General features: G+C 71.3%; 24 protein-coding genes. 7 read left to right on the top strand and 17 right to left on the bottom strand.

Translation table 11 applies throughout. From position 1 onward, the window contains the following. Positions 1 to 65: 65 nt before the first annotated feature. Entirely contained in the window at positions 66 to 503 is a 438-nt protein-coding gene (locus OIC96_RS39160) for a GNAT family N-acetyltransferase (RefSeq protein WP_330303279.1), read from the bottom strand. A 102-nt stretch (positions 504 to 605) separates the two neighbouring features. Beyond that, positions 606 to 2,033: an aminotransferase-like domain-containing protein gene (locus tag OIC96_RS39155; protein ID WP_330303280.1), complete on the bottom strand. Its 1,428-nt coding sequence runs from the start codon at positions 2,031 to 2,033 to the stop codon at positions 606 to 608. Here OIC96_RS39155 and OIC96_RS39150 point away from each other — a divergent pair. Together OIC96_RS39150 and OIC96_RS39145 are read left to right on the top strand one after the other, a co-directional pair. Next, positions 2,032 to 3,051, top strand: a complete 1,020-nt coding sequence (locus OIC96_RS39150) for a DMT family transporter (protein WP_330303281.1) — start codon at positions 2,032 to 2,034, stop codon at positions 3,049 to 3,051. The two genes, OIC96_RS39155 and OIC96_RS39150, sit on opposite strands and share 2 nt — an antisense overlap. Before the next feature lie 92 nt (positions 3,052 to 3,143). Continuing rightward, positions 3,144 to 3,344: a DUF1918 domain-containing protein gene (locus OIC96_RS39145; RefSeq protein ID WP_330303282.1), complete on the top strand. Its 201-nt coding sequence runs from the start codon at positions 3,144 to 3,146 to the stop codon at positions 3,342 to 3,344. Between the two features lie 25 nt (positions 3,345 to 3,369). Here OIC96_RS39145 and OIC96_RS39140 read toward each other — a convergent pair whose 3' ends face one another. After that, positions 3,370 to 4,647 (bottom strand): glycoside hydrolase family 10 protein, encoded by a 1,278-nt coding sequence (locus OIC96_RS39140; RefSeq protein ID WP_330303283.1) that lies wholly within the window; start codon positions 4,645 to 4,647, stop codon positions 3,370 to 3,372. Between the two features lie 169 nt (positions 4,648 to 4,816). Between OIC96_RS39140 and OIC96_RS39135 the strand changes: the two genes are divergently transcribed. Further along, on the top strand, positions 4,817 to 5,677 hold the full coding sequence (locus OIC96_RS39135) for a 3-hydroxybutyryl-CoA dehydrogenase (RefSeq protein WP_330303284.1): 861 nt from the start codon (positions 4,817 to 4,819) through the stop codon (positions 5,675 to 5,677). Positions 5,678 to 5,882: 205 nt separating this feature from the next. Continuing rightward, positions 5,883 to 6,140 (top strand): hypothetical protein, encoded by a 258-nt coding sequence (locus OIC96_RS39130; protein ID WP_330303285.1) that lies wholly within the window; start codon positions 5,883 to 5,885, stop codon positions 6,138 to 6,140. 26 nt (positions 6,141 to 6,166) lie between these two features. Here OIC96_RS39130 and OIC96_RS39125 read toward each other — a convergent pair whose 3' ends face one another. The 10 genes from OIC96_RS39125 to infC all read right to left on the bottom strand — a co-directional run bounded on the left by OIC96_RS39125 (position 6,167) and on the right by infC (position 17,973). After that, positions 6,167 to 6,712 (bottom strand): NUDIX hydrolase, encoded by a 546-nt coding sequence (locus OIC96_RS39125; protein WP_330303286.1) that lies wholly within the window; start codon positions 6,710 to 6,712, stop codon positions 6,167 to 6,169. A 228-nt stretch (positions 6,713 to 6,940) separates the two neighbouring features. Continuing rightward, positions 6,941 to 8,281, bottom strand: a complete 1,341-nt coding sequence (locus OIC96_RS39120) for a transcriptional regulator (protein ID WP_330303287.1) — start codon at positions 8,279 to 8,281, stop codon at positions 6,941 to 6,943. Positions 8,282 to 8,668: 387 nt separating this feature from the next. Beyond that, entirely contained in the window at positions 8,669 to 9,640 is a 972-nt protein-coding gene (locus tag OIC96_RS39115) for a PP2C family protein-serine/threonine phosphatase (RefSeq protein WP_330303288.1), read from the bottom strand. 556 nt (positions 9,641 to 10,196) lie between these two features. Beyond that, the gene (pheT, locus tag OIC96_RS39110; RefSeq protein WP_330303289.1) at positions 10,197 to 12,701 is read right to left on the bottom strand and encodes a phenylalanine--tRNA ligase subunit beta; all 2,505 of its coding nucleotides are present in this window, start codon (positions 12,699 to 12,701) and stop codon (positions 10,197 to 10,199) included. Continuing rightward, positions 12,701 to 13,825, bottom strand: coding sequence for a phenylalanine--tRNA ligase subunit alpha (gene pheS, locus OIC96_RS39105; RefSeq protein ID WP_330303290.1), 1,125 nt, complete (start codon positions 13,823 to 13,825; stop codon positions 12,701 to 12,703). Before pheS ends, pheT begins: the two co-directional genes overlap by 1 nt. Positions 13,826 to 14,013: 188 nt before the next feature. Continuing rightward, on the bottom strand, positions 14,014 to 15,243 hold the full coding sequence (locus OIC96_RS39100) for a sensor histidine kinase (RefSeq protein ID WP_330303291.1): 1,230 nt from the start codon (positions 15,241 to 15,243) through the stop codon (positions 14,014 to 14,016). 53 nt (positions 15,244 to 15,296) lie between these two features. After that, the gene (locus OIC96_RS39095) at positions 15,297 to 16,154 is read right to left on the bottom strand and encodes a TrmH family RNA methyltransferase (protein ID WP_330303292.1); all 858 of its coding nucleotides are present in this window, start codon (positions 16,152 to 16,154) and stop codon (positions 15,297 to 15,299) included. A gap of 304 nt (positions 16,155 to 16,458) precedes the next feature. Next, entirely contained in the window at positions 16,459 to 16,842 is a 384-nt protein-coding gene (rplT, locus tag OIC96_RS39090; protein ID WP_003970214.1) for a 50S ribosomal protein L20, read from the bottom strand. Between the two features lie 110 nt (positions 16,843 to 16,952). Beyond that, positions 16,953 to 17,147, bottom strand: a complete 195-nt coding sequence (gene rpmI, locus OIC96_RS39085) for a 50S ribosomal protein L35 (protein ID WP_003977225.1) — start codon at positions 17,145 to 17,147, stop codon at positions 16,953 to 16,955. A gap of 106 nt (positions 17,148 to 17,253) precedes the next feature. Beyond that, positions 17,254 to 17,973, bottom strand: a complete 720-nt coding sequence (gene infC, locus OIC96_RS39080) for a translation initiation factor IF-3 (protein WP_330303293.1) — start codon at positions 17,971 to 17,973, stop codon at positions 17,254 to 17,256. 404 nt (positions 17,974 to 18,377) lie between these two features. Between infC and OIC96_RS39075 the strand changes: the two genes are divergently transcribed. Next, positions 18,378 to 18,734: a DUF1844 domain-containing protein gene (locus OIC96_RS39075; RefSeq protein WP_330303294.1), complete on the top strand. Its 357-nt coding sequence runs from the start codon at positions 18,378 to 18,380 to the stop codon at positions 18,732 to 18,734. A gap of 18 nt (positions 18,735 to 18,752) precedes the next feature. Here OIC96_RS39075 and OIC96_RS39070 read toward each other — a convergent pair whose 3' ends face one another. Further along, complete coding sequence (locus OIC96_RS39070) at positions 18,753 to 19,484, bottom strand: SseB family protein (RefSeq protein ID WP_330303295.1); 732 nt, start codon at positions 19,482 to 19,484, stop codon at positions 18,753 to 18,755. A gap of 149 nt (positions 19,485 to 19,633) precedes the next feature. On the opposite strand from OIC96_RS39070, the gene OIC96_RS39065 reads away from it, so the two are divergent. Beyond that, positions 19,634 to 20,608, top strand: coding sequence for a serine hydrolase (locus tag OIC96_RS39065; protein ID WP_330303296.1), 975 nt, complete (start codon positions 19,634 to 19,636; stop codon positions 20,606 to 20,608). 139 nt (positions 20,609 to 20,747) lie between these two features. Here the strand turns inward: OIC96_RS39065 and mycP are convergent, their stop codons facing one another. The 3 genes from mycP to OIC96_RS39050 form a co-directional block, all read right to left on the bottom strand. Next, positions 20,748 to 21,950 carry a type VII secretion-associated serine protease mycosin gene (gene mycP, locus OIC96_RS39060; protein WP_330303297.1) on the bottom strand — a complete coding sequence of 401 codons (1,203 nt, stop codon included), beginning with the start codon at positions 21,948 to 21,950 and terminating at the stop codon, positions 20,748 to 20,750. Continuing rightward, positions 21,947 to 23,176 carry a hypothetical protein gene (locus OIC96_RS39055; RefSeq protein ID WP_406501416.1) on the bottom strand — a complete coding sequence of 410 codons (1,230 nt, stop codon included), beginning with the start codon at positions 23,174 to 23,176 and terminating at the stop codon, positions 21,947 to 21,949. The genes mycP and OIC96_RS39055 overlap by 4 nt, the downstream gene beginning before the upstream one ends. 313 nt (positions 23,177 to 23,489) lie before the next feature. After that, on the bottom strand, positions 23,490 to 24,020 hold the full coding sequence (locus OIC96_RS39050; protein ID WP_330303298.1) for a hypothetical protein: 531 nt from the start codon (positions 24,018 to 24,020) through the stop codon (positions 23,490 to 23,492). Between the two features lie 131 nt (positions 24,021 to 24,151). Between OIC96_RS39050 and OIC96_RS39045 the strand changes: the two genes are divergently transcribed. Then, entirely contained in the window at positions 24,152 to 25,354 is a 1,203-nt protein-coding gene (locus OIC96_RS39045) for an amino acid deaminase/aldolase (RefSeq protein WP_330303299.1), read from the top strand. Positions 25,355 to 25,386 lie beyond the last annotated feature (32 nt).

Raw genomic sequence — 25,386 nt, 5'->3', positions numbered from 1 at the left:
GGAGTGCGGGACTCCGCTGGTCAAGGGGTGTTACGCAGGGTACATGCGGGCTCACTGGAGCGGACTCAGTGGCGGGTGAGCGCCATCCACTGGTCGGGGCGGGCGAGCGGCTCGAAACCCAGCTTCGCGTAGACGCCGTGGGCGTCGTGCGTGGCGAGCAGGATGCGGCGCAGGCCGAGCGGTTCGAGGTGGTCGCGCGCGGCTGCGACCAGGGCGGTGCCGAGGCCCTTGCCGCGTACCGACGGGGCGACGTAGACGTCGCACAGCCAGGCGAAGGTGGCCTCGTCGGTGACGATGCGCGCGTACGCCACTTGCTCGCCCGAAGTGTTGTCGTACACACCGAAGTTGAGCGAGCCGGCGATCGCGCGCCGCTGCTTGTCGCGCGGGCGGCCGAGGGCCCAGTACGCGTCGGTGGAGAGCCAGTGGTGGACCCGGTCGACGTCGATACGGGAGGTGTCGGCGGAGATCTCGTAGCCCTCGGGGAGGCTGTGCGCATCGGTCATGCGGGGATCGTCGCAGGTGAGGGCGTTGCGGAGCGAACGGTTTTCGGGTTCGCCCCCGGCCTCGTCCTCAAACGCCGGACGGGCTGCAATGCGCGGGACGGGCTAAAAGGCGCACGCCTCCCGCAGTCTCCGTACACCCTCCGTGATCTCCTCCGTCCCCGCGACCGCCGCGAAGCTCAACCGGAGGTGGGCGGCAGGGGGTTCGGCGCTGAAGTAGGGGCGGCCGGGGGTGACTGCGACGCCTGCCCGGAGCGCGGCGGCGACCAGGGCGTTCTCGTCGGCGCCGTCGGGCAGGCGGAGCCACAGGTGGTAGCCGCCGAACGGGATGTGGGGCAGGGCGAGTTCGGGGAGGTTCAGGCGCAGCGCGGCGGTCATGGTGTCACGGCGGGACTTCAACTCGGCGGACACGGCGCGGAGATGGCGGGGCCAGGCGGGCGAGCCGACGAGTTCGAGGGCGGCCTCCTGGAGCGGGCGCGGTACGAAGAAGGAGTCGACGACCTGGATGGCGCGCAGCCGCTCAAGTACCGGTCCGCGCGCGGCCAGTGCGCTCACCCGGAAGCTCGGCGAGGTCGCCTTGGTCAGCGAGCCGACATGCACGACGACCCCGTCGGGGTCCTCGGCGGCCAGCGGTCGCGGCAGCGGGCCCGCGTCCTCGTGCACGAGATGGCGTACGAAGTCGTCCTCGATCACGAACGCGCCCGCCTCGCGCGCGATCCGCAGCACCTCGGCGCGCCGCTCGGGGGCCAGCACGGCGCCGGTCGGGTTCTGGAACAGCGGCTGGCAGACGAAGACCCGGGCGCCGGTCGCCTTGAACGCGTCGGCGAGCAGGGCGGGCTTCACCCCGTCCGCGTCCACCGGCACGGGTACCGGCCTGAGACCGGCCGCGCGGGCGATCGCCAGCATTCCGGGGTATGTGGGCGACTCGACCAGGACCGGGGCGCCCGGCGGGGCGAGGGCCCGCAGCGCCGTGGTGAGCGCGGACTGCCCGCCCGCCGCGATGAGCACCTCGGCCGCGGTGATCGCGCCGCCGATGCCCCGCGCGAACCACTCGCGCAGTTCCGTGAGCCCCTCCATGGGTGGCCGGGACCAGGCACCCGGGCGGCGCCCGGCCCGGGCCAGGGCCGCGCCCATCGCCCGCTCCGGCTGGAGCGACGGGTGCAGATAGCCGCCGTTGAACTCGATGACCCCGGGCGGCGGCGCGGCGAGCGAGACGAGGACGCCGGACGCGTCCACCGTGCGCGGTACGAGTTCGGTGGCGGCGTCCGCGCTGAGCGCGACCTCCTGCCAGGAGGTGTCCCCAGTCGGTGTGATGGCACTGCGCGGCTGCGCCCGGAACGCGCCGGCGCCGGGCCGGGTGACCACCAGCCCCTCGGCGGCGAGCTGCGCCAGCGCCCGCGACACGGTCACCGGGCTCACCCGGAACCGCTCGACCAGCGCCCGGCTCGACGGCAGCTTTCCACCCGGCGAGTAGCGGTCCAGCTCTCGCCGCAGCTGATTCGCCAGCTCATCGCCACTGCTACGCTCATGCATGAGAGCAAAGAGTAGCGCTACTGCCCACACGGGGATAGCGGTCAGCACGCAGGACAGCCTCCGTACCGACCCGGCTCACCACGAGGACCACCACGAGGACGGGGCCCCTGGTTCGCGCGCCGCCCACCCCCAGGCCGCCGGAGACCCCCGCCTCCGCGCCGAGCGCCGCTCGGGCACCCTCCAGGCCGCCCTCGGTGTCACCGCCTTCTCGCTCACCTTCCCGGCCACCGCCTGGGGTCTGGAGGGCTTCGGTCCCTGGTCCCTGGTGGCCGTGCGCAGTGGGCTGGCGGCGGTCATCGCGGGCGGCTGTCTGCTGGCGCTGCGTGTTCCCGTGCCGGGCCGTCGGCACTGGGCGGGGCTCGCCGTCGTCGCCGCGGGCGTCGTGCTCGGGTTCCCGATGCTGACGACGCTCGCTCTTCAGACGTCGACGACCGCCCACGCGGCCGTGGTCGTCGGGCTGCTGCCGCTGACGACGGCGCTGCTGTCGGCGCTGCGCACCGGAGCACGGCCCTCACGGATGTTCTGGACGGCGGCTCTCGCGGGCGCGGCCGCGGTGATCGCGTTCACGGTGCAGCAGAGCGGTGGCGCCCTGACCGGCGCGGACGCGTACCTCTTCGGGGCGCTGCTGGTCTGCGCGGCGGGCTACACCGAGGGCGGCCGGCTCGCCCGTGTCATGCCGGGCTGGCAGGTCATCGGCTGGGCGCTGGTCCTGTGTCTGCCGCTGACGCTGCCGGGCACGCTGGTCGCGCTGTCGTTCGAACCCGTGCGGCTGACCGCGCACAGCGTGGCAGGGCTGCTCTGGGTGGCGGCCGGTTCGCAGTTCCTCGGCCTGCTCGTCTGGTACCGCGGCATGGCGTCGATCGGGATTCCGAAGGCCAGCCAGTTGCAGCTGGCGCAGCCGCTGCTCACACTGGTGTGGTCGGTACTGCTCCTTGGCGAGCAGCTCACACCGGCCGCACCCCTGACGGCCGCCGCCGTTCTGGTCTGCATCGCGCTCACCCAACGGGCGCGCGGCTGACCGGTACGCACGGGCCGGGCCAACCGGCGCCACCAGCCGTAGACTTGCGGCCACGGACCGCTACTCCCGTATATGACGAGGAGACCGTTCAGATGCGCGCATCCGAGGGCGACCAGATTGTGCAGCACGGCAGGATTGTCGGCCAGCACGACAAGGTCGGGAAGATCACCGAGGTCCTGGGGCCGGAAGGCACTCCGCCGTACCGCGTGAAGTTCGAGGACGGGCACGAGGGAGTGTGCTCTCCGGGCCCCGACACCGAAATCCGGCACAAGGACACCGGCACCATGCACTAGCCGGGCCCGGGGATCGCCCCCGAGCTCAGCGCGGCGGTTTCGCCGGCCGCTGATAGTGGTCGGCGACGACCCGCGCCATCGCGCCGATGCGGTCCGCGGCGACCTCTGTGCCGGAGAAGAAGGCATGCCCGCGCACCTGCGGCAAGCCGCGTGCGAGGGTCAGGTGCCGGGAGAGTTCGGCGGGGTCCTGCCAGACCGCGGCCTGCGCCGGATCGCCCGCCTTGTACAGCGCCTCCCCGATGTACAGCTGTGTGCCCGTGCCCTCGGCGACCTTGGCCCACCAGGGCAGCAGCCGCGCGTAGTCGGCGGCGGTGAAGCCGATGTGCCAGTACAGCTGCGGGCAGATGTAGTCGATCCAGTGCTCCCGGACCCATTTCCTGGTGTCGGCGTACAGGTGGTCGTACGTCTGCACCCCGGCCTTGGTCGGCGAGCCGAGCGGGTCGGTGGTGGCGTTGCGCCACACCCCGAAGGGGCTGATCCCGAAGCGCGTCCCGGGCCGGATCTCCTTGATACGGGCCGCCATCTCCAGGACCAGGCGGTCGATGTTGTCGCGTCGCCAGGCGGCCCTGCTCGAAAAGCCCGCGCCGTGGGCCGCGTACGTCGCGTCGTCGTCGAAGACCTGGCCGGCGACCGGATACGGGTAGAAGTAGTCGTCCCAGTGCACGGCGTCGATCTTGTACTTCCGCACCGCGTCGAGCATCGCGGTCTGGACGAACTTCCGGACCTGGGGCAGCCCGGGGTCGTAGTAGAGCTTCCCGCCGTAGCGCACGACCCAGTCGGGGTGCCTGCGGGCGGGGTGCGAGGGGGCGAGCCTCGTCAGGTCCGTGTGGCCCGCGACACGGTACGGATTGAACCAGGCGTGCAGCTCCAGGCCGCGCGCGTGGGCCTCCCGCACAGCGGTGCCCAGCGGGTCCCAGCCGGGGTCCCTGCCCTGGACCCCGGTCAGGTACTGGGACCACGGCTCGTACGGCGACGGCCACAGCGCGTCGGCCGTGGGGCGCACCTGCAAGATCACGGTGTTGAGGCGAAGACGTACGGCCGTGTCGAGATGATCGAGCAGCTCGGCACGCTGCTGGCTGGCGGACAGGCCCGGGCTCGAAGGCCAGTCGCGGTTGGAGACGGCCGCCAGCCACATCCCGCGCAGCTCACGCACCGCCCGCGCCCGGCCCGGGGACGCGGCACCCGGGGAAGCCGGACCCCGGGAGGCCGGACCCGGCGAGGCAACACCGTCCCCCGCCGTCGCGAGCCCCGAAAGCGTCGCCACAGCGGCCACGGCAAACGCCCGACGTGACAGTCGCCCCATCTCCGCACCCCTACTACGCTCCGGATCCGCACCGTCACGGACCGTCTCCCCGCACAGCATGCCCGACCCGCACGATCGATCATCGATACTTCGGAGTAACGTGCACGATCGGAGCAGGCACCGGACAACGGGGGTCCTGCGGAGGTCGTAGATCAGCGAAGGGGACGATGTGACCGACATCGAACGCGTCGGAGTGGTGGGCTGCGGCCAGATGGGAGCGGGCATTGCCGAGGTGTGCGCCCGCGCCGGTCTGGACGTCAAGGTCGCCGAGACCACCGGCGAAGCCCTGGAGATCGGCCGTACCCGGCTCTTCAACTCCCTCTCCAAGGCTGCCGAGCGCGGAAAGATCTCCGCGGAGGAGCTCAAGGCCACCCAGGACCGGCTCAGCTTCACCACGGACCTCGGCGAGTTCGCCGACCGCGACCTGGTGATCGAGGCCGTCGTCGAGAACGAGCAGGTGAAGACCGAGATCTTCCAGGTGCTCGACCAGGTGGTGACCCGGCAGGACGCGATCCTCGCCTCCAACACCTCCTCGATTCCGCTGGTGAAGCTCGCCGTCGCCACCTCGCGTCCCGACCAGGTCATCGGCATCCACTTCTTCAACCCGGCCCCGGTGCAGCAGCTCGTCGAGCTGATCCCGGCGCTGACCACCTCCGAGGGCACCCTCAGCCGCGCCCAGCTGTTCGCCGAGAAGGCCCTCGGCAAGCACGCGATCCGTGCCCAGGACCGCTCGGGCTTCGTGGTCAACGCGCTGCTGATCCCGTATCTCCTGTCGGCGATCCGGATGTTCGAGTCGGGCATCGCGAGCCGCGAGGACATCGACAACGGCATGGAGCTGGGCTGCGCCCACCCGATGGGCCCGCTCAAGCTGTCCGACCTGATCGGCCTCGACACGGTGGCCTCGGTCGCGTTCAGCATGTACGAGGAGTACAAGGAGCCGCTGTACGCCGCTCCCCCGCTGCTGCAGCGCATGGTGGACGCGGGACGGCTCGGCCGGAAGTCGGGCTCGGGCTTCTATACGTACGCCTGATCACACCTCCGCCTGATTACACATCGTGAGCCTTGGGCTTGCGCGGGCCCGGCACCTGTCTCGGTGCCGGGCCCGCACCATTCACACACCGTGTGCGCGCCGGGCTCGCATATGCCCCTCGCACACGCTCCCCACCTGTCCACCAGGCGAGTTGACTTTCCGTGCGCATGTAAGGGATGTGACGACTACGGAAAGGAGCGGACAAGTGACCGCCGACCCGGAGCATCCCGTGGTTCATGGAGAACTCGCAGAGTTACGCCGTCGTCTCGACGTGGCGTACGCCCGCGTCGAGGGAGGACAGGCCCTGCTCAGTCACCGTGCCGAACAGACCGCCAAGGAGGTCGACGACCTGAGCGATCGGGTCGTCGCACTGGAACACACCCGCTGGCCACTGCCCGCGATCGCGGCCCTCACAGCCGTGGGCGCACTCACCGTGGCGGTCTGGCAGGCTCTGGGCCGTTAGGCCCCTGGACGCTGTGGGGGGATGGATCAGGGCAACGCGTCCTGCCCGAGCCTGAGATGGTGCAGAAGGAGCAGTGCGGCAGCCATGTTGGCGGCCGGGACCTCGCCGCGGGCGACCATGTCGGGGACGAGTTTCAAGGGAACCCACTCCCTTCGGTCCGACTCGAAGTCGTCCACGGGGTGTCCGATGTACGTGCCCTCGTCGGCCCAGAAGATGTGGTGCCGAGCGTCGGTGAGCCCATTGGAGGGCTCGACCGTCATCAGATGCCGTAACGGTCCCGGCCGCCAGCCGGTCTCCTCCTCCAGTTCGCGGGCCGCCGCGACGGCGATGTCCTCGCCGTCCTCGACGACGCCCGCCGCGAGTTCCCATCCCCAGCTGTCGGTGATGAAGCGGTGCCGCCACAGGAGCAGCACCTCGTTGGCCTCATTCACCACAGTGGCCACGGCAACGGGCCGCAGGCGTATCAAAAAGTGATCGAGGTGCCGACCGTCCGGCAGCTCCACATCCGCGAGATTGACGCTGAACCAGCGGTTTGCATACACAGTTTGTTCGTTCTGTTTCGTCCACTGCACGGTTCTGCCACCTTCCGCCGAGTAGATGGCAATATCGCAGCAGGAGCGTCCTGACAGCAGGCTCACAGGGTCGGGGCGCAGTGCAGCGGCGGCGGCAGGCACAGTGTCGTAGAGCGGTGCGCAGCTTTCCAGAGCGGTGCGCTGGAGCGGTTTCCAGAGCGGTGCGCTGGAGCGGTTTCCAGAGCGGTGTGACGGTGCGGTTTCTAGAGCGGTGTGCCGGTGCGGTTTCTAGAGCGGTACGCGCAGTGCGCCGTCGATGAGTTCGGCGGCCGCGGTCGTACCCGCGCAGCCGCTGCGCACCAGGTGCTCGCGTACCGCGCGGAGTCTGTCGCGCAGGCGCTGGGACTCCATCCCACGTGCCTGCTCGGCCATTTGGACCGCGGTGGCCACCGCCTTGTCGGCGTTGCCCTGCCGCAGTTCGATCTGGCTCAGCATGGCGAGCCGGTGCACCCGCCCCCGGTCGTGGGCCGGGTTGCCGACGGCGGCCGTGGCGTGCTCCGCCGCGGCCACGAGGTCGCCCAGGCTCAGCAACGCCTCCGCCACCTGGACATTGACCAGGCCCGGCTGGACATAGCCGGTCTCGTCCGGCTCGTAGCCGCGCCGGATGCGCTCTGCGGCCTGTTCGGCACGCCGGATGCAGGACAGCGCGCTGCTGCCGTCGCCGAGGTGTGCGTACGCCTTGGCCTGCATCGCGTAGAGGTCGGAGGCGAGCGCCGGGGTGATGTGCCGCCCGGCGGCGCGCAGTGCGGCCTCGGCGAAGGCGACCGCCTGCCGGTGCTCGCGCATGAACAGCGACTGGTTGACGAGCAGGGCTATGACGTACGCCCCGAGGCCCCGGTCCCCACTGGCCTTCGCCAGCCGCAGCGCCTGGTGGAAGTAGCGCTGGGCGAGTCCGTGCGCGTCGGAGTCATAGGCGCAGATGCCCGCGATGGCGACCAACCCGCCGGTGGCGCGGTGGAGTTGGCGGCCGGTGGCGTCGGTGTAGCTGCCGCGCAGCAGTGGCGCCGTCTCCGAGTTGAGGAAGCCGACGATCCGGGTGCGGGTCGCTATGCCGCCCGCCTTGCGGTACATCTGCTCGTAGTGGGCGCGGGCCGCGCGCAGCATGTCGATGTCGGCCATGCTCACGAGGTGGCGTCCGCCGCGGGAGACGTCCACGTCCTCGGGCGGGTTCTCCCACTCCCACACGGGCATCACGGCGGGTGTTCCGGTGACGGCCGGGGCACCGAGGATGTGCGGGCGCTGCTGCTCGTCGGAGCGCCACAGGGCGGTGGCACGCTCGACAAAGCCGGACAGCGAGGTGCCGTGCGGGGCGGACGGCTCGCCGGGCACACCGAGGCCGATGTCGTCGAGTGTGACGGGCCGGTGGAGTCGGCCGGCGAGCACCTCGCAGATCAGGTCGGGCACCTGGCCGCGCGGCCGCTGGCCCTTCAACCAGCGTGCCACGGCGGTGTGTTCGTACCTGAGCGCGAGACCGCGCGCCCTCCCCGCCTGGTTGACGTGGGCGGCGAGTCCCGCGTGCGAGATGCCGGCCTCGTCAAGAATCGCGTCGAGCAGAGTGTTGGGCTGCATGGAGGCCCCCCGGGTGGCTCGGTGCCGTCAGACTAGTGCGTCCCGATTCACACGGGGTGTGAAACGAGTGCTCGTATCCGGGCAGTACGCGCACTGTCGCAGAGCGTTTCTGGCCTGTTGACTGAAATGCCTCGCAAGAGGCCGGCCGGGCCGCCGGCTCCCCCTCGTACAGTGCGGCGGCCCGAATCCGCGCCGTCCGCCCAGCTGCCTGCCCGACACTCCGTGGCGGGGCGGACGGCTCCGCCGGTTCGCTCTGCTGGGCTGAGCCGGAAAGCTCGCGGTTCGTTGCCTGGTGCGGGTGCGTTGGGGCTGGGCGCGCCCACGCGGCGGAGCCGCAGAATGTCGCAGCCCCGCGCCCCTAAAAGACTGAAAGCGGGGCGCTGGTGCCTACGTGACCTGATGGGTTACGGAGTGGCCGTGCTGCATCGGGACTCGGGTGCGGTCGTTACGAAGGACCAGTACGGCCACGTCGTCCGTCGGTCTTCCGCCCGAGTGGCGCAGGACTTGGGTGAGGACCGCCCGCAGAACCGACTGAGGTGAGACCGGCTGGGTGCGGGCCGCCTCGGCGAGAACGACCGGCAGCGGGAAGAAGCGGCCCTGGGTGTCGCGGGCGTCCTCGACTCCGTCGGTGTGCAGGAACAGGGTCTCGCCAGGGAGGAGTTGGCCGCAGTGGGTGGCCGTCAGTTCGGCCGGGAGGGGGAACGGGCCGAGCGGAGGCAGTGGTTCAGCGCCGGTGAGCGGTTCCACGCGGCCGGTGCTGAGCAGATACGGCGAGGGATGCCCGCAGTTGAGGGCATACACGTCGCCGTCGCGGCGGATCTCCAGGAGCAGCACGGTGACGAACTCCTCGGCGACCGGGCTGTCGGGGTCGAGCCCCGTCGAGGGGTGCTCGGCACGGGCCCGCTCCCGCAGATGCCGGGCCAGCGCGCGCTCCAGCCGCTTGAGGACGGAGCCGAGTTCGGGCTCGTCGTGCACGGCTTCGCGGAAGCTGCCGAGGACGGCGGCGACGGTTGCGATGGCGCCGAGTCCATGCCCGCGGACATCACCCATGACGATCCGTACGCCGTGCTCGGTGGCGATCACCTCGTACAGGTCACCACCGACACTCGCGCCACGGTCCGCCGAGAGCTGGGCCGCGGCGATGCTCAGCCCGCCGATGCGCGGGGGCAGCGGCCTCAGCAGTACGTTCTGGGCGGCGCCCGCGACCTTGCGGAGCTGTCTGAGCTCTCCCAGCAGCGCCCTCCTGACGTGGAGTATCAGGCCCGTACCGACAGCGAAGAAGACGGCGCTGGTGACGATCCGGGCGCCGAGCCCGTTCTGCTGCGCGAGCGGGCAGGCCATTTTGTACGTGATCGCCATCGCGCCCCAGGCGATGGGCAGAGTAATGCTCAGCGCCCGGCGCAACGGCCTGCGTTCGGCCCGGCGCAGCGGTCGGTCGAGGACGACGCGCGGGCCACGTCTCCGCCTCGTCCGGGGACTTCCGCCGCGCACCGCCCGAGTGAGCCCGGCCCGCAGGCCGTCGCCCCGGCCGCGCGGCCCGAGGCCCGCCCGGGCCAGCACCCGCGAATGCCTCCGGGGCGTTGCCCTGCAGGGAGCCCCAGCCTTGATACGGATCATGCCGATTGGCCCCCCAATAGGCCCTGACAACGCAGACGGCCTCCAAGAGGCCGGTCCGATTCTGTCGACCACATGCCCCGATCGGGCCAGATCGCCCGGAGTTGTCACCCGAATGAGTGAGCCACCGTCGGACACCCGCATTTATGCAGGTGGGGGTCGGGGGAAGCGCCCCAAAGGAGGCCCCAATAGGGGCCCCGCTAGGGGCCCCTAAAGGGGCGCGGGGAACTGCGCGCCCAGCCACGTCCAATCCGCAGCCGACCAACGACGCACAGTTCCCCGGTACTCCCAGCCGGGGGGGCTAGCCCCGCAACACCGCTCCCGTGCGCTCAGCGGCCAGCGCCACCGCCGCGTCGCGAGCGGCCGACGCCTCGTCCACGGTCAGCGTCCGGTCGTCGGCACGGAACCGCAGCGCGTACGCCAGCGACTTCTTGTCCTCGCCGAGCTGCTCGCTGTTCTCGTAGACGTCGAACAGCCGGATGGACTCGAGGAGTTCACCCGCACCCTCGCGCAGCGCGGCCTCGACGTCCGTGTGCGGGAGGGTCTTGTCGACGACCAGGGCCACGTCCTGGGTCGCGACCGGGAAGGTCGAGATCTTCGGGCCCTTGGGGACGCCCGCGCTCGCCTGCTCCAGCGCGTCCAGGTCCAGCTCCATCGCGCAGGTGCGCACGGGCAGGCCCAGGGTCTTCAGGACGCCGGGGTGCAGCTCACCGGCGTACCCGATGACCTTCTCCGTACCGTCGACGACGACCGCGAGTTCGGCGCAGCGGCCCGGGTGCCACGGCCCGTACTGGCCGGAGCGGACGAGGAGTTCGGTCCCCGCCTCGCGGGCCAGGGAGCGCGCGGCCTCGATCGCGTCGGCCCAGTCGGCCGGGCGGCCCTTGCCCCACCAGCCGGCCTGCTCACGGGCGCCCGCGAGGACGACGGCGGCGTGCCGGGGCTGGACGGGGAGCGCGGCCGTGAGGGACGCGATCTCCTCGTCGGTGGGACGGCGGTCGACGGGCAGCCGGCCCGCGACGCGCAGTTCGTCCTGCGGCTGGAAGACCAGGCCCGTCTCGAAGAGCGCGAGGTCGTGGCTGCCGCGGCCGTCGTTGCGGCGCAGGGCGTGAAGCAGGCCCGGCAGCAGCGTCGTACGGAGCGCGGGCTCCTCGTCGGAGAGCGGGTTGACCAGCTTGACGACCTTGCGCTTCGGGTCGTCGGCGGCCAGGCCGAGCTGGTCGAAGACGTGCTCGCCGATGAACGGGTAGTTCAGCGCCTCGACGTATCCGGCACCGGCCAGCGCGCGGCCGAAACGGCGGTGCAGCCGCTGCCGGTCGGTGAGGCCCCGGCCCGCGGGGGGCTTGGGGAGCGTGGAGGGCAGGTTCTCGTAGCCCTCCAGGCGGATGACCTCTTCGGCCAGGTCGTTCGGGTCGGTCAGGTCGGGCCGCCAGGACGGCACGGTGACGATCAGCTCGTCCTGCCCGTAGACGTCGCAGCCGACCTGCTGGAGACGGCGTACGACGGTCTCGCGGCCGTAGTCGACACCGGCCACCTTGTCCGGGTGGTTCGCCGGGATGGTGATGGTGTGCGGCGCGGAGGGCGCGATGACCTCGGTGACCCCGGCGTCGGCGGTGCCGCCGGCGAGGAGCACGAGGAGGTCGACCGTGCGCTGGGCGGCGGCGGACGCGGCCTGCGGGTCGACGCCGCGCTCGAAGCGCTTGGACGCCTCGGAGGCCAGCTTGTGACGGCGGGCGGTGCGGGCGATGGAGAGCGCGTCGAAGTGCGCGGCCTCGATGACGACCTCGGTGGTGGTGCCCTCGGTGTCGTCGATCTCGGTGTTGGCACCGCCCATGACGCCCGCGAGGCCGATGGGGCCGCGGTCGTCGGTGATCACCAGGTCCTCGGCGTCGAGCGTGCGCTTGACGCCGTCCAGGGTGGTGAGCTTCTCGCCCTGCCCGGCCCGGCGCACGCCGATCGCGCCCTGGACGCGGGTGCGGTCGTACGCGTGCAGCGGCTGGCCCAGCTCCAGCATCACGTAGTTGGTGATGTCGACGGCGAGCGAGATCGGGCGCATGCCCGCCTTCTGCAGGCGGCGCTTGAGCCAGATCGGGGAGTGTGCCTCGGGGTCGAGACCCGTCACCGTGCGCGCGGTGAAGCGGTCGCAGCCCATCGGGTCGGAGATCTGCACCGGGTAGCCGAAGGCGTTCGGGGCCGGTACGTCGAGCAGCGCGGGGTCGCGCAGCGGCAGGCCGTACGCGGTGGCGGCCTCGCGGGCCACGCCGCGGATCGACAGGGCGTAGCCACGGTCGGGCGTGACGGCGATGTCGAGGACCTCGTCGACGAGCTGGAGCAGCTCGATGGCGTCGGTGCCGACCTCGTGCTCGGGCGGCAGGACGATGATGCCGCCGCTGCCGTCGTCGCCCATGCCCAGCTCGTCGCCGGAGCAGATCATGCCGTGCGAGGTCTTGCCGTACGTCTTGCGCGCGGCGATCGCGAAGTTGCCGGGCAGGACGGCGCCCGGCAGCACCACGACGACCTTGTCGCCGACGGCGAAGTTGCGGGCGCCGCAGACGATCTCCTGGGGCTCACCGGTGCCGTTGGCGGTGCCGACGTCGACGGTGCAGAAGCGGATGGGCTTCTTGAACTCCGTCAGCTCCTCGATGGTCAGCACCTGGCCGACGACCAGGGGGCCCTTGAGGTCGGCGCCGAGGTGCTCGACGGTCTCGACCTCAAGGCCTGCCGAAATGAGCTTGGCCTGGACGTCGCGGCCGGTCTCCGTCGCCGGCAGGTCGACGTACTCCCGCAGCCAAGAAAGCGGGACCCGCATCAGATCTCCATCCCGAACGGCCGGGTGAACCGGACGTCACCCTCGACCATGTCTCGCATGTCTTCGACGTTGTGGCGGAACATCAGCATCCGCTCGATGCCGAACCCGAAGGCGAATCCGCTGTACTTCTCCGGGTCGACGCCACAGGCGACCAGCACCCGCGGGTTGACCATGCCGCAGCCGCCCAGCTCGATCCAGCCCTCGGACGAGCAGGTCCGGCAGGGGCGGTCGGGGTTGCCGACGGACTCGCCCTTGCAGACGTAGCAGAGCATGTCCATCTCGGCGGACGGCTCGGTGAAGGGGAAGTAGGCCGGGCGCAGCCGGGTCTTCATGTCGGCGCCGAAGAGCGACTGGACCATGTGGTCGAGGGTGCCCTTGAGGTCGGCCATGGTCAGGCCCTCGTCGACGGCGAGGAGCTCGATCTGGTGGAAGACCGGGGTGTGCGTGGCGTCCAGCTCGTCCGTGCGGTACACGCGGCCGGGGCACACGATGTAGACGGGCGGCTCACGGTCGAGCATGGCGCGGGCCTGCACCGGGGAGGTGTGGGTGCGCAGCACGACACCGGACTCGCCGTGGTCGCCCGTGGGCCCCTGGACGAAGAAGGTGTCCTGCATCTGCCGGGCCGGGTGGTCGGGCGTGAAGTTCAGGGCGTCGAAGTTGAGCCACTCCGCCTCGACCTCGGGGCCCTCGGCGACCTCGTATCCCATGGACACGAAGACGTCCGCGACACGCTCCATGAACGTGGTCAGCGGGTGGCGGGCGCCGGCCGGTACACGGTCGTAGGGCAGCGTGACGTCCACCGCCTCCTCGACCAGCACCCGGGCGTCGCGCTCGGCCTCCAGCTCGGCCTGGCGGGTGGCGAGGGCCTTGTTGACCGCGCCGCGGGCCTGGCCGACCACCTTGCCGGCGGCGGCCTTGGCGTGCGGGGGCAGGGCGCCGATCTCGCGGTTGGCGAGGGCCAGCGGCGAGGTGCCGCCGGTGTGGGCGACCTTGGCCTCCTGGAGCGCGTCGAGGTCACCGGCGGCCGCGAAGGCGGCGAGCGCCTCGTCCCGCATGCGCTCGATCTCTTCCGGTTTCAAGGCCTCGACCTCTACAGGGTCGTACGACTTATTCGGTGCCGACATCTCTTCCCGTGCTTCCGGTTGGCTGGCGGATGGTCCCCGTCCCGACTCGGGGGACGCGCATCGTCCCTGAAACGTGAAACGGGGACGCAAAGGTGCCAAAGGCCGAGTCTAACGGGGGTGGGGCCCTGCCCCGGACTGGTGTCCACGGGAGGCCCCGGTACGAATGCGCCCGTGGGGCCTGTTCGGCGCTACTGGAGATACGCCGGGGTGCCCACGGGCAACGTAAATCGGAACTCGGCGCCGCCGCCGGGGGCGCGGCCGACCGTGATGCTGCCGCCGTGGGCCTCGACGATGCCCTTGACGATGTAGAGCCCGAGACCGGTCCCGCCGCGCTTGCTGCCCCGCCAGAAGCGGGTGAAGACGCGGTTCATGGATTCCTCCGGGATGCCGGTGCCCTCGTCGCTCACGGTGACCGACGTAGCAGCGTTGACAGCGTTTTGATCGTCGTCCCGCTCACGCGGTGACGCCGAGGGCGTGACGTCGATGGTGACGGTTCCCTCGCCGTGGCGCACGGCATTTTCGAGCAGGTTGCTGAGCACCTGGTCGATCTTGTCGGGGTCGGCCCACAGCGCGGGCAGCGGCTGCTCGATGCGCAGCAGGAAGCGGTCGGCGGGCTGGCCCGAGGTGACGTACGCCTGGATGTGACGGCCGACGGCCGCGCCGATGTCGACGGGCTGGCGGCGCACTTCGAGGCGCCCGGAGTCGATGCGGGAGATGTCGAGCAGCTCGGCGATGAGCCGCGTCACACGGTTCGCGTCGGCGTCGACGGTCTCCAGCATGAGCTTCTTCTGGTCGTCGGTGAAGCGTTCCCACTTGGCGAGCAGGGTGGCCGTGAAGCCCTTGACCGAGGTGAGCGGCGAGCGCAGTTCATGGGCGACCGTGGCGATCAGCTCGGCGTGGCTGCGCTCGGTGCGGCGGCGGGCCTCGGTGTCGCGCAGTGAGACGACCACGCGGTGGACGGGACCGGTGGGCTTCGTCCGCACATAGCGCGCCGAGACGAGGACCTCACGGCCTCCGTGCAGCAGCAGATTGCGCTCGGGCTGACCGTTGCGGATCGCGAGACCGCCGTACGGGTCGGTCAGCTGCCACCACCTGCGACCCTCAAGATCCTCTAAAGGGAGCGCCGACTCCAGGCGGCGCCCGAGGGCTTCGGAGGCGGGGACGGCGGTGATACGGGCCGCGGCGGCGTTGAAGCAGATCACCCGGCCGTGTTCGTCGGCGACGACGAGTCCGTCGGGGAGGTCGTCGGGGTCGATGCCCAGCGCTCCGAGCCCGGCCGCGGGGTCCACTCCGGATTCGGCTCCGAGGTCGGCTTCGGCCGCGGCGGCGAGATCACCGCGCCGGGACGGGGACGCGGTGGTGCCGCGCACGTCCCGTGCTCGCGGCGCCTTCTGCGCACCGCTCGTGCCGACAGTCATCCCCGTACCCCACCTCTCGTCTGGCGCCGAGGGCCCCCGAGCCCGTCACCCTACTAGCTGTCGGTGACGGAACGGCACCCTCCGGAGGCGCGCTGCGCACGGGCGGATGCGTAGAGACATACGGCCGCGGCCGTGGCCAGGTTCAGACTCTCGGCCTTTCCGTGAATCGGTACGCGCACGACGGCATCGGCCAGCGCGCGCGTCTCCTCCGGAAGCCCCCACGCCTCGTTCCCGAACACCCAGGCCGTGGGCCCGCCCATGGTCCCCTTGTCGAGTTCGTCGTCGAGGTCGTCGTCGCCGGCGCCGTCCGCCGCGAGAATCCGTACGCCCGCGTCCTTGAGCCCCTGGACGGCCCGCTCGACGGGCACACCGACGGCAACGGGCAGATGGAACAAGGACCCGACCGAGGCCCGTACGGCCTTGGGGTTGTAGAGATCGACGGACGCGTCGGTGAGCACGACGGCCTCGGCACCGGCGGCGTCCGCGCAGCGCAGCACGGTCCCGGCGTTCCCGGGGTCCCGGACATGCGCGAGTACGGCGACGAGCTTGGGCCCGGCCTTGAGGATGTCCTCGAACGAGGTGTCCAGGAAGCGGCAGATCCCGACGAGCCCCTGCGGGGTGACGGTCGTCGAGATGTCGGCGATCACGTCCTCTTCGGCGAGGTGCACCCGGGCTCCGGCGTCTTGGGCCTCCCCGATGATGTCGGCGTAACGCTCCGCGGCCTCGACGGTCGCGAAGAGCTCGACGAGAGTGGGGACGCCGTCGGGCCGATGCGCCGCCGCCTCCCGCACGGCCTGCGGCCCCTCGGCCAGGAAGAGCCGCTCCTTGCCCCGGAAGTTCCGCCTCGCCAGCCGCCGCGCGGCAGAGACGCGAGGCGAGCGCGGGGAGATCAACTCGGGTGCGGCAGCCATGGGTTCACCTTCGGAGGGTTACGGAGGGTTGTTCGGTGTCCGCCGCGCCGAGCCGAAGCGACGGCGGAAGCGCTCCCGGCTACGTAGGGGGCTCGCGTGGCGGGGTCGCGGGTGGCAGCGCCCCGTAAGGGGCGCGGGGAACTGCGCGACCAGCCACGATCGACCGGTGGCCACTGAACGGCCGAAACCCCTACGGCGCGGTCGTACTGGGCGGCAGCGCGTGCGGAAACGCACATGGACCCGCAAGCCAAGAGGCAAGCGGGTCCACAGCCACAGCTACATCCGGCTCAAGGCCAGCGCAGCGTCACGCAGCCTTCGGCGCGTTGACGTCCGACGGCAGCGCCTTCTGCGCGACCTCGACGAGCGCGGCGAACGCGTTGGCGTCGTTGACGGCCAGCTCCGCGAGGATCTTGCGGTCCACCTCGATGTTGGCGGCCTTCAGACCCTGGATGAGGCGGTTGTACGTCATGCCGTTCTGGCGGGCAGCGGCGTTGATGCGCTGGATCCACAGCTGACGGAAGTCGCCCTTGCGCTTCTTGCGGTCGTTGTAGTTGTAGACCAGCGAGTGGGTGACCTGCTCCTTGGCCTTGCGGTACAGGCGCGAGCGCTGACCGCGGTAGCCAGAGGCGGCCTCGAGGATCGCCCGGCGCTTCTTGTGGGCGTTGACTGCCCGCTTGACGCGTGCCACTTGTTAACTCCTTGTAGCGGGGCCGTGGTGATCGTCACACGGCCCGAAATCGATGGGGTCCCGGTCCAGACATACGGCGCGCGGCGATCAAATGATCAGGCGCCGATACGTCACTTGCCGAGAAGCTTCTTGATCTTCGCGGCGTCGCCCGGGGCCATCTCGGCGTTGCCGGTCAGGCGGCGCGTCACGCGGGACGACTTGTGCTCGAGCAGGTGGCGCTTGCCGGCGCGCTCACGGAGCACCTTGCCGGAGCCGGTGATCTTGAAGCGCTTGCTGGCACCGCTGTGCGACTTGTTCTTCGGCATAGCGCCGTTCTCTCCTCGTCAGTGGCGTTCCGGTGCCCGGTCGTGAAACCGGGCACGGTGGAACGTCATATGTATGGATTGCCATCCCGGGGCGTGAGCCCTGGGATCAGGCCTCGGCAGATGCCTCGGCCGGAGCCTCGGCGGTCTCGACCTCGGCGGTCTCGGCCTCGTCGGCGATGTCCTCGTCGACGATGTCGGTCTCCGCGGCGTTCTGCGACTTGCCCGGGTTGGCCTTCGCTTCTGCCTTGCGAGCCGCCTGAGCCTCACGGGCCTCGGCCATCGCCTCGGTCTTCTTCTTGTGCGGACCGAGAACCATGATCATGTTCCGGCCGTCCTGCTTCGGGTTCGACTCGATGAACCCGAGGTCCTCGACGTCCGACGCGAGACGCTGCAGCAGTCGGTAGCCCAGCTCGGGCCGGGACTGCTCGCGACCACGGAACATGATCGTGATCTTGACCTTGTCGCCCTGCTTGAGGAACCGGACGACGTGACCCTTTTTGGTGTCGTAGTCGTGCGGGTCGATCTTCGGCCGGAGCTTCATTTCCTTGATGACCGTGTGCGCCTGGTTCTTGCGCGCCTCACGGGCCTTCATGGCCGACTCGTACTTGAACTTCCCGTAGTCCATGAGCTTGCAGACCGGCGGACGTGCGTTCGCCGCCACCTCGACCAGGTCGAGGTCGTACTCCTGCGCAAGCTCCAGGGCCTTGGCAAGCGGAACAATCCCGACCTGCTCGCCGCTGGGACCGACAAGTCGCACTTCGGGAACGCGAATCCGGTCGTTGATGCGGGGCTCGGTGCTGATGGATCCTCCTCGGTAGCACCACACGGCGGTCTGGCGGACAGCCGCGTATGTCTCTGATGACAGTTGGACCAACCACCGCGGGGCATGAAAAATGCCCCGGACGGGACACAGGCGGGGCTCCAAGGAATACCGGAGCACCGCCGCGGTGAACCGCGGGGCGCACATTCGGGCGACTCCACCGTCCGTACGGAACGGTGGTGGCCGCCTGACCGGGTGACCCGCCGTCCCGGAGGATGGTCGGGTGGGAGATCGGAGCCTCCACTTGTGGGCCGAGCACGCTGACATACTTCTTGGCGCGTCCGGCCGGTCGTTACACAAGGTTAGCAGCTCGGGGCAGCCAGGGCTAACCGAAGGCATCCGCGGGTACAGAAGACGGCCAACCAGGGGTGTGTAGGGGTCGCTCCCAGCTACGACCTATCGTGTGATGCATGAGTGACACCCCTCCCCAGACGCCCGACTACGACACCATGACCCGCGACATCGCCGAGGTCCCCGCGGTCGAGGTGATCGTGACGGTCGCCGTCAACCTGATGAGCGCCGCCGCGGTGAAGCTCGGTCTCACCGACGAGGGCGACGAACACAAGGACCTGGACGAGGCGCGCAAGCTGGTGACCGCGCTGGCCGGGCTGCTCGACGCGAGCGCGACCGAGATCAGCTCCTTCCACGCGGCGCCGCTGCGCGACGGTCTGAAGTCGCTGCAGCTGGCCTTCCGCGAGGCGTCGATCGTCCCGGACGAGCCGGGCCAGGGCCCGGGCGAGAAGTACACGGGCCCGGTCTACGGCTAGGACCGCACCGCCAGAACATCAGGAACGTACATAGAGGGGCTCGCCCGGCGGCGTCGCTCCGGCCGGCAGAAATGCCAGGTCGAGGCCGCGCACCAGGCGGGCCCTCAGCGTTTCGTCGGCCGCGAGCCGCTCGCCGAGCGCGCGGGCGGTCTCGGCCGGGGCGGCGGACGGGTCCAGTACGAGGGCGAGGATGCCGTCGGCCTGACCGGGGCCGAGGTGGGCGCGGAGCACCATGGGCTCGGCGGCGACCGCGGCCCGTACCGCGTCGACGACGGCCGGGTCGGCGAGCGGGTCGGCGGACGTACGCCCCTCAGCGAGCGCCAGCAGGGCCGAGCCCGTCAGCTCGTAGGGCACGGGCCCTGCCATGTCGAGCACGATCGTGTCGGCCTTCTCGTGCGCCGCCGCCTGCAGGGCCTGATGCAGGGGTACGGCGACGGGGCGGGCCTCGGGGTCCCAGCGGGCCAGCGACTCGGTGGACGTGAAGGCGGGCAGCGCGGTGCGGCTGCCGGCCTTCAGGGTCGGCACGGCCATGTCGCTGGTCTTCTCGTGGCGCAGCCCCTTCGCGTCCTCCTCGACCTCGCCGAGGACGGCCACGACGGGCACGAGCAGCCGGGCGCCCGTGAGCGCCTCCAGGACGGGCCCTACGGCGGTGCGGTCCTCGGCCCAGGCCGCGAGCGCCGCGCTCAGCCGGGGATCGGCGGAACCGTCGTCGTCGGAGAAGCCGGAGTCGGGAATGTTCTTGTTCGCCACGGTCCCCGACCCTATAGGGGGGATGCTGCTGCGCTTGTGCGGCCCCGGAAACCCGGCAGTGACGGGACTCATCGGTTTCTCAGGTTTCCCTGACACACCTCTAACATTCGTCTAACCGCGGACACAGGCCCGGCATCCAGCATCGCGGGATGGACCGTCACAGAGCACGCGGGCGCCGAGCCCGCCCCTCCCGACGCACGCCAATCCTCTACACCTTGGTGGCCTCCGTCGTCCTTGTGGGCGGTACGGCTGCCGGGACCGTGTACGTGAAGGCGCAGGCGCACGACGGCCCGGGCCTCGTATCGTCGTCGGCGTCGTCGTCCGCGCCCTCGGCGTCGTCCTCGACATCGCCGGCCGTCAGCGAGGAGGCCTCGGTGGAACCTGTGGCGGAGCCCTCGGTTGACTGGGACGCAACTCTCGCCAAGGCGATGAAGGACGTGACCGTGGCGGACACCGCGAAGGTGTCGGTCGCGGTCCTCGACACCGACTCCGGCGAGAGCGCCACGTACGGCGACTCCGCCTTCGACACGGCGAGCATCGTGAAGGTCGACATCCTGGCCACGCTGCTGCTCCAGGCGCAGGACGCGGACCGGCATCTGACGGCGCAGGAGAAGACGTACGCCACGGCGATGATCGAGAACAGCGACAACACATCGGCGTCGGCGCTGTGGCGGATCATCGGCAAGGCGAAGGGGCTCGACGCCGCGAACAAGCGCTTCGGACTCACGGACACCGCGGGCGGCGACAACATGCTGTGGGGGCTGACCCAGACCACGGCCGCCGATCAACTCACCCTGCTCCAGCAGGTGTTCGGGGACGACTCGAAGCTCAGCGAGTCCTCGCAGACGTACCTTCAGGGGCTCATGGGGGAGATCGAGGTCGATCAGCAATGGGGGGTGTCGGCCGCGGCCGACGGCTCCAAGTGGGCCCTGAAGAACGGGTGGCTGGCGCGCAGCACGACCGGGCTGTGGGACATCAACAGCATCGGGCGGGTCACCGTCGACGGGCACGACTATCTGGTGGCGACGCTGTCGAACGGCAACTCGACGCAGGCGAAGGGGATTTCGCTGGTGGAGGCCACGGCCAAGGCCGCCGTGTCCGCGCTCGCGGACGGCCAGGCCTGAGCGTTGGTTCTGTCGCCGCCGTCGTCATAGTTGCGGCCGTATGCGGCTGGTCGCGCCCATGCGGCGGAGCCCCATATGTCACAGCCCCGCGCCCCTTGCGGGGCGCTCCTCCGAGGCGCGCTTACCTTGCGGGGCGCCTTTACCGGGTGTGCTCCGAGAATCTGCGGCCCCGCCACAGCGCCACCGCCGATGCGAGCAGGACCGCGCCGAGGCCGCCGGCGAGTGGGCCCGCCCAGCCGGCGGAGTTGTTGTCGTCCTCGGGGGCGTCGGGGCCCGTACCGAAGTACTTCTCGCCGTACGCCGCCGAGTCGAGGCCCTCCGGCTTGATGCGGGCGGCGGCCTTGATGGCGGCGGCGGGGTCGACGAAGCCGAAGCCGCGGGAGTCGTCGTGGCCGCCGGAGGGGGCGTCGCGGGCGGTGTCTTCCAGAAGCTGTTTGATCTGGGCCGGGGAGAGGCCCGGGTGGGCCGCCTTGACGAGCGCGACCGCGCCGGAGACGAACGCGGACGCCGCGCTGGTGCCCCAGCCCGAGTAGTAGCGGTCGTCCGGGTCGGCGATGACGACGTCGACGCCCGGGGCGCTGACGGTGGCGTACCAGCGGCGGGTGGAGAACGAGGCGCGGGTGCCGTACCGGTCGACGGCGGTCGCGGCGATCACGCCCGGGTACGCGGCCGGGTAGGAGATGTGGTCGCCCTTCTCGCCCCCGTTGCCGGCCGAGGCGACGACGACGGCGCCCTTCTTCAGGGCGTACTGGACGGCCTCGTCCTCGGCGGGTTCGGGGTGGGCTGACTTGGAGTCGTCGCCGAGGGAGAGGTTGATGACGTCGGCGCCGTGGTCGGTGGCCCAGCGGATGCCCTCGGCGAGGGCGTTGCCGCGGGTGTTTCGGGCCTTCGTCCGGGCCGAGTCGCCGTCTTCGAGGATCACCCGGACCGGGAGGATCTTGGCCTTGGGGGCGATGCCCATGACGCCGTCGGCGTTGCCCGCGCCGTGGCCGTGACCGGCGATGATGCCCGCCATGGCGGTGCCGTGCCGGGCCCAGGACCGGTCGCCGCGGGAGGCTCCGAAGCCGACCATGTCCTTGCCGGTGAGGACGTTGCCCGCGAGGTCCGGGTGCTGGGCGTCGACGCCGGTGTCGAGGACGGCGACGGTGATGCCCTTGCCCTTCGTCGTGCGCCAGGCCTCCTGGGTGTGCATCGCGTCGAGGGCCCACTGCTGGGCGCGTATGCCGTCGGCGTGGGCGGCCGTGGACGGGACCAGGGCGAGGGAGGCGGCCAGCAGGACGCTGAGGAGTCCGGTCCTGCGGGTCACTCCGGCCCTGCGGGACGCTCCGGCCTTGCGGGTCATGAAGGCTTCTCCGTGGCCGAGGTGGCGGTCTTGCGAAGGCCTCGCTCCACACGGTCGGCGAGGCCCTGCGCCTCGTGGCCGAGACCCGCCTGGGCCGGGGCCGTGGTGGCGCCGGCCTTCATGGCGTCGGCGGCGGGCTGGGGAGCCGTGACGGTGCGGCCGTCCGCGAAGCCGGAGACGGCGTAGACGACGACGGGGGCGTCGGTGAGGACCGACACCGTCCAGGAGGCGCGCTGGGCGTCGCCGAAGCCCTCGGCGGCGGTGCCCTTCACGGCGTACGGGCGGGGCATCAGGTCGGTGCGGCTGCCCAGGTCCTCTTTCTGGAAGCGAGCCTTCAGGGAGGTCATGGCCGCCGCGTCCGCCTTGGTGAACAGCAGGCCGACGGTGGTGACATGGCTGCGGGTCGCGTCCGTGTAGGTGGCGCGCAGCAGCCGCAGGCAGCCGACCGGGGCGAGGGCCTTGCGCAGCAGCGGGTCGAAGGCGTCCTTGCAGCCGGTGTCCGGAGCGACGGCGATACGGGTCCAGGTGCGGTCGGCGCCGCCGGGGCCCGCGCCGTCGCCCTGCACGGTGGGCGGGAAGAGCTCGTCCACGGGAACGCTGTGCCAGAGCTCCGCGGCCGCCGCGTAGGCGCTGCGCGAACCGGGCCCGTCCCCGCCGTCACCGGTCAGCCAACTCCCCGTCACCGCACCGCCGATGAGCCCGAGCCCGAGGACGACACAGGCCGCAGCTGCGGCCGTACGGGGTCGGGTGCGCCGCCTGGCGACCGGGCGCGTGCCGTCGTCGTACGTCTCCGGCTGCGCGAACGACACGAAGGGGCGCTCCACGCTCGGGGTTGGTGACGGGGTTACTGACGGAGGTGTGGGAACCGTAGGTGTGGGAGCCGGGGGTTTTCCGGCGGGGTCCTCGGCCGGGATGGGCCGCAGCCGCCTGGTGGTCTCGCTGGGCCCCTCCACGGACACGCCGGCACGGCGTGCGGCAGCGGCGGGCGACACACCACGGCCGCTCTCCGCGGTCACGGGCGGCGCGTCCGGGAACCGCGCGGAGGCAGCGGGCGGCGGCGGGCCCACCTGACCGGCCCGGCGCCCGGGCCGCAGCTCGGGAAAACGCCGGGCCTCCACCCCGGCCGCCGACGCGGAGCCCTGCGGGCCACTGGTGGCGTCCGGCGCCGACACCGGCGTATCGGAGGAGGAGTCGAAGAAGTCGAAGGACCTCGCCGGCGCCGGCACACGCGGGCCTCGCCCCGCACCCGACACAGGGCCGCCACCGGACGACCGAGGACCGTCGCCCTCCGCCGTCCCTTCACCCGGCCGGGACCAGGACGAGGACGAGGACGAGCCGAAGGCCTCCCCCGCCGCGGGCGGGTTCACCGGACGGGGCGGAGGGTTGCTGCCCGCCGGTGCGGCCTGGGGGCGGGGCGGAAGCACGGGGCTGCGGGTCGGCGGGGTCGTCGGGCGGGGCGGCGCCAGTGACTCTGCCCGCGCCGCGGTCGCTTCCCGCGACGAGGTCTGTCCCGGCGACGGGACCTCGCGCCCCGCGGTCTCAGCCCACCCTGCGGCTTCGCCTCGCGACGCGGGCTCTCCCCGAGAGTCGGTCCCGTCCGGCACGAACGACTCTCCCGACGTCGGAGGCCGCTCCGGGCGAGGTGGGGTCGCCGGGCCGGGCGGAGACGTAGGAGGACTGGACGGAGGCATGGGACCGGCCTGGTCCGCCGGGCCGGACGGAGTCCGCGAACGGGACGGAGCCGAGGAACCGGACGAAGTCGGCGAACCGGACGGAGCCGAGGAACCGGACGAAGTCGGCGAACCGGACGGAGTCGAAGAACCGGCTGGAGTCGAGGAACCGGGCGGAGTCGAAGAAGACGATGCCGAAGAACCGGGCGGAGTCGACGGACGCGGGGGGATGGAGGCGCGGCGCGCTTCCGTGCTCATGGACCCCCCGTTTCCTCGTACCGGGCTGTCGGACCGCCGCGGAGCTCGGCGGGGCCGTTTCACAGGTGCGGAAGGGAAACCGCCACGGGCACGCATACCCGCACCGGTGGACCGTCACCCCGGGCAGAGCCCGTCGGGACAAGGTCGTTCCTCCCTGCGTGCGCGTCACTCTACGGGTTGACCCTGGCCCGGAGGGAACCAGTCCGGGGCCCCGGGGCATCTGCCCGGAACGTCCCCCTACCCTGCGGTAATCGAGTCTGGCAGGCTTCGGTCATGACTGCCCGCGCCGCAGACCGGGCCCGTTACGACCGGGCCACCGCTCACCTCGACGCCCCCGTCGCGATCGTGGACCTGGAGGCCTTCGACGCGAACGCGGACGATCTCGTCCGCCGGGCCGGCGGCAAGCCGATCCGTGTCGCCAGCAAGTCCGTCCGCTGCCGCACCCTGCTCGAACGTGTCCTGGACCGGGACGGCTTCGCGGGAATCATGTCCTTCACCCTCGCCGAGTCCCTGTGGCTGGCGAGGTCCGGCTTCGACGACGTACTGCTCGCCTATCCCTCGGCGGACCGCAAGGGCTACGCCGAGCTGACCAGCGACCCCAAGCTCGCCGCCGCCGTGACCGTCATGGTCGACGACCCGGCCCAGCTCCGTCTCATCGACGAGGCCCGGCAGGGCGGCACCGAAGTCGTGCGCGTCTGCCTGGAGTTGGACACCTCCCTCAAGCTGCTCGGCGGGCGGGTCCGCGTCGGCGCCCTCCGTTCGCCGCTGCACTCCCCCAGCCAGGTCGCCGACATGGCCCGCGCCGTCGTCCGGCGGCCGGGGTTCAAGCTCGTCGGGATCATGGCCTACGAGGGTCATATCGCCGGCGTCGGGGACTCGGTCGAGGGAAGGCCCCTGCGCTCGCGTGCCGTCCGGCTGATGCAGGCCACCGCCCGCAAGGAGCTCGCCCAGCGGCGGGCCGACGTCGTCCGCGCCGTACGGGCCGTGGAGCCCGACCTCGAGTTCGTCAACGGCGGCGGCACCGGCAGCGTCCAGCACACGGCCGCCGAGGACGCGGTCACCGAGATCGCGGCCGGCTCCGGGCTCTATGTGCCGAGGCTCTTCGACAACTACACCTCGTTCACCGGGCGCCCCGCCGCGCTGTTCGCCCAGCCCGTCGTCCGCCGGCCGGGCGTCGGGATCGTGACGGTCCTCGGCGGCGGTTACCCGGCCTCGGGCGCTCCGGGCCGCGACCGGCTGCCGGTCCCGTACCTCCCGGAGGGGCTGAAGTACGACCCTCAGGAGGGCCCCGGCGAGGTGCAGACACCGCTGCTCGGCTCCCCGGCCGACGATCTGCTCATCGGCGACAAGGTGTGGTTCCGGCACGCCAAGGCCGGCGAACTGTGCGAGCGGTTCGACACGCTGCATCTGGTGGAGGGCGATGCGGTGACGGCCACGGTCCCGACGTATCGCGGCGAGGGCCACACCTTCCTGTGACCCGGTCCACTTGCCTGTGATCCGGTTCACTT

The organism is Streptomyces sp. NBC_00775 (assembly GCF_036347135.1).
Classification (GTDB): Bacteria; Actinomycetota; Actinomycetes; order Streptomycetales; family Streptomycetaceae; genus Streptomyces; species Streptomyces lutosisoli.
The sequence above is the reverse complement of the archived record's forward strand: the minus strand, read 5'-3'. Positions and strand labels throughout refer to the sequence as shown.

Excerpts from the sequence above, each read along its gene's own strand:
- OIC96_RS39160 (WP_330303279.1), bottom strand. The coding sequence starts at position 503 with ATGACCGATGCGCACAGCCTCCCCGAGGGCTACGAGATCTCCGCCGAC.
- OIC96_RS39150 (WP_330303281.1), top strand. The coding sequence starts at position 2,032 with ATGAGAGCAAAGAGTAGCGCTACTGCCCACACGGGGATAGCGGTCAGC.
- OIC96_RS39155 (WP_330303280.1), bottom strand. The coding sequence starts at position 2,033 with ATGCATGAGCGTAGCAGTGGCGATGAGCTGGCGAATCAGCTGCGGCGA.
- OIC96_RS39145 (WP_330303282.1), top strand. The coding sequence starts at position 3,144 with ATGCGCGCATCCGAGGGCGACCAGATTGTGCAGCACGGCAGGATTGTC.
- OIC96_RS39140 (WP_330303283.1), bottom strand. The coding sequence starts at position 4,647 with ATGGGGCGACTGTCACGTCGGGCGTTTGCCGTGGCCGCTGTGGCGACG.
- OIC96_RS39120 (WP_330303287.1), bottom strand. The coding sequence starts at position 8,281 with ATGCAGCCCAACACTCTGCTCGACGCGATTCTTGACGAGGCCGGCATC.
- OIC96_RS39115 (WP_330303288.1), bottom strand. The coding sequence starts at position 9,640 with ATGGCGATCACGTACAAAATGGCCTGCCCGCTCGCGCAGCAGAACGGG.
- pheT (WP_330303289.1), bottom strand. The coding sequence starts at position 12,701 with ATGCGGGTCCCGCTTTCTTGGCTGCGGGAGTACGTCGACCTGCCGGCG.
- pheS (WP_330303290.1), bottom strand. The coding sequence starts at position 13,825 with ATGTCGGCACCGAATAAGTCGTACGACCCTGTAGAGGTCGAGGCCTTG.
- OIC96_RS39100 (WP_330303291.1), bottom strand. The coding sequence starts at position 15,243 with ATGACTGTCGGCACGAGCGGTGCGCAGAAGGCGCCGCGAGCACGGGAC.
- OIC96_RS39095 (WP_330303292.1), bottom strand. The coding sequence starts at position 16,154 with ATGGCTGCCGCACCCGAGTTGATCTCCCCGCGCTCGCCTCGCGTCTCT.
- rpmI (WP_003977225.1), bottom strand. The coding sequence starts at position 17,147 with ATGCCGAAGAACAAGTCGCACAGCGGTGCCAGCAAGCGCTTCAAGATC.
- OIC96_RS39075 (WP_330303294.1), top strand. The coding sequence starts at position 18,378 with ATGAGTGACACCCCTCCCCAGACGCCCGACTACGACACCATGACCCGC.
- OIC96_RS39065 (WP_330303296.1), top strand. The coding sequence starts at position 19,634 with ATGGACCGTCACAGAGCACGCGGGCGCCGAGCCCGCCCCTCCCGACGC.
- mycP (WP_330303297.1), bottom strand. The coding sequence starts at position 21,950 with ATGACCCGCAAGGCCGGAGCGTCCCGCAGGGCCGGAGTGACCCGCAGG.
- OIC96_RS39045 (WP_330303299.1), top strand. The coding sequence starts at position 24,152 with ATGACTGCCCGCGCCGCAGACCGGGCCCGTTACGACCGGGCCACCGCT.